The sequence below is a fragment of the Acidovorax sp. KPB24-07 genome, assembly GCF_057543315.1.
Genome location: NZ_BAAJYS010000588.1, coordinates 1 through 1609, shown reverse-complemented (window position 1 = coordinate 1609; position 1609 = coordinate 1). Strand labels below are relative to the sequence as shown.

Genomic DNA, 1609 nt, shown 5'->3' with positions numbered 1-1609 from the left:
CCCCCGAAGCACTGGCCCGTGCCCCGCGCCGGCGAAGCCGCGGCCGCGGCGCGGCTGGCCGCGTGGGGCATCGACGCCGGCACCGGAGCCCCTGCATGACACCGCTGACCATCCCTGACCCCCTGCAGCGCTGGCGCCTGTTGCTCGGCGAACCGGCGGAACCCGCGTGCGGCGCGCTCGGCGATGCCGCGCAGGCGGCCGATGCGGCGCTCGAATGGCTCTACGGCCGCGACAGCGATCGCGCCGAGCGCGGCGAGCGCAGCGCGGGCCTGGGACCCTCGGCGCTCAGCACGCCGGACTGGATCAACACCATCCACACGCTCTTTCCCAAGGAAGTGATCGAGCGGCTGGAACGCGATGCGGTGGAGCGCTACGGCATCGACGAAGTGGTGACCAACCTGGAGGTGCTGGAGCGCATCGAGCCGTCCGAATCGCTGCTGCGCGCGGTGCTGCATACCAAGCACCTCATGAACCCGCAGGTGCTGGCCGCCGCCCGCCGGCTCGTGGCCGAGGTGGTGCGGCGCATCATGGAAAAGCTCGCCACCGAAGTGCGCCAGGCGTTCAACGGCAGCCGCGACCGGCGCCGCCTCTCGCGCATGAAAGTGGCACGCAACTTCGACTTCCGGCGCACCCTGCAGGCCAACCTGCGGCGCTGGGACGCGGCGCGCGGCAAGCTCTACGTGGAGCGGCCCATTTTCATCAGCCGCACGCGGCGGCATGCCGAGCCGTGGGACATCGTGCTGCTCATCGACCAGAGCGGGTCGATGGTGGACTCCGTCATCCACAGCGCGGTGATGGCCGCCTGCCTTTGGCAGCTGCCGGGCATGCGCACGCGGCTGGTGGCCTTCGACACCCAGGTGGTGGACCTCACGGCCGATGTGTCCGACCCGGTCGAGCTGCTCATGAAAGTGCAGCTGGGCGGCGGCACCGACATCGCCCGGGCCGTGGCCTATGCGCAATCGCTCGTCGCCAACCCGGCCCGCACCATCGTCGTGCTGGTGAGCGATTTCTACGAGGGCGGCGACCCCGGAGAACTCGTGCGCCGCGTGAAGGCGCTGACCGGCGCGGGCGCGAAGGTGCTGGGCCTGGCCGCGCTCGACGCGCAGGCCGAGCCCGCCTACGACCGCGAGATGGCCGCGCGCCTCGTGAAGGAAGGCGCGCAGGTCGGCGCCATGACCCCAGGCCAGCTCGCGGGCTGGCTGGCCGAGAAGGTGCAGGCATGAACGCGCCGCTGCGGGCCGACCTGCTCGAACTCACCCCGGAGGCGCTGACGGCGCTGGCCAACGCGGGCTTCGTCAAGCGCGCGCAGAAGGACGTGGCGGCCAATGTGCTGCCGCGGCTGGAGACCGAACCCGACGGCACCGTGCGCGCGGAATTCGACGACGGCGCGCGCACGCGCCTGCCGCTGGGCCGCACGCTGCGCGATGCCGCATGCACCTGTGCCGCGAGCGGCATGTGCCGCCACCGCGTGATGCTGGTGCTGGCCTATCAACAACGGCACGGCACGGCGAGCGCCCCTGCGGTCGATGCGTCCACGGCCGCAGCCGCCGCCCACGGAATCGGGGGGCGCCTGGAGCCCCGCCGCATTTCGACGCGGCGGCGTTGTCGG

General features: G+C 72.3%; 1 protein-coding gene and 1 pseudogene. Both read left to right on the top strand.

Annotated elements, in window-relative coordinates; all coding sequences use genetic code 11:
- Positions 1-95 precede the first annotated feature (95 nt).
- Positions 96-1223, top strand: a complete 1128-nt coding sequence (locus tag AC27IQ_RS24135; protein WP_487091077.1) for a vWA domain-containing protein — start codon at positions 96-98, stop codon at positions 1221-1223.
- Positions 1220-1609: pseudogene (locus tag AC27IQ_RS24130) on the top strand (SWIM zinc finger family protein); the annotation flags it as partial. The gene AC27IQ_RS24135 and the pseudogene AC27IQ_RS24130, both read left to right, overlap by 4 nt.

What these genes read in the sequence shown, in the direction of transcription:
- AC27IQ_RS24135 (WP_487091077.1), top strand. Translation starts at nt 96, where the DNA reads ATGACACCGCTGACCATCCCTGACCCCCTGCAGCGCTGGCGCCTGTTG.